Annotated in this window: 1 protein-coding gene; it reads left to right on the forward strand. The window is 72.9% G+C overall.

From position 1 onward, the window contains the following. Positions 1-443 (forward strand): energy-coupling factor ABC transporter ATP-binding protein (locus AC0AIB_RS31355; protein WP_465098103.1); only part of this gene is annotated, 443 nt, incomplete at both ends.

A 443-nucleotide genomic window follows, 5' to 3' on the forward strand; every position in this document is an offset into this window, starting at 1 on the left:
AGCGGGCAAGACCACCCTCGTCCTGCACCTCAACGGCATCCTCGACGCCGGCTCGGGCACGGTGCGCGTCGCCGGACTCCCGGTCGCCAAACGGAATCTCGCCGAGATCCGCCGCCGGGTCGGCATCGTCTTCCAGGACCCCGACGACCAGCTGTTCATGCCCACCGTCCGCGAGGACGTCGCCTTCGGGCCGGCCTCCGCCGGACTGCGCGGCCCGGAGCTGGAGGAGCGGGTGCTGCGCGCCCTGGAACAGGTCGGCATGGCGGAGTTCGCCGCCCGGCCGCCGCACCACCTCTCCTTCGGGCAGCGCCGCCGCGTCGCCGTCGCCACCGTCCTCGCGATGGAGCCGGAGATCCTCGTCCTGGACGAACCCTCGTCCAACCTGGACCCGGCCTCCCGCCGCGAACTGGCCGACATCCTGCGGTCCTTGGACGTCACCGTGC

This window comes from Micromonospora sp. DSM 43699, from assembly GCF_055517075.1.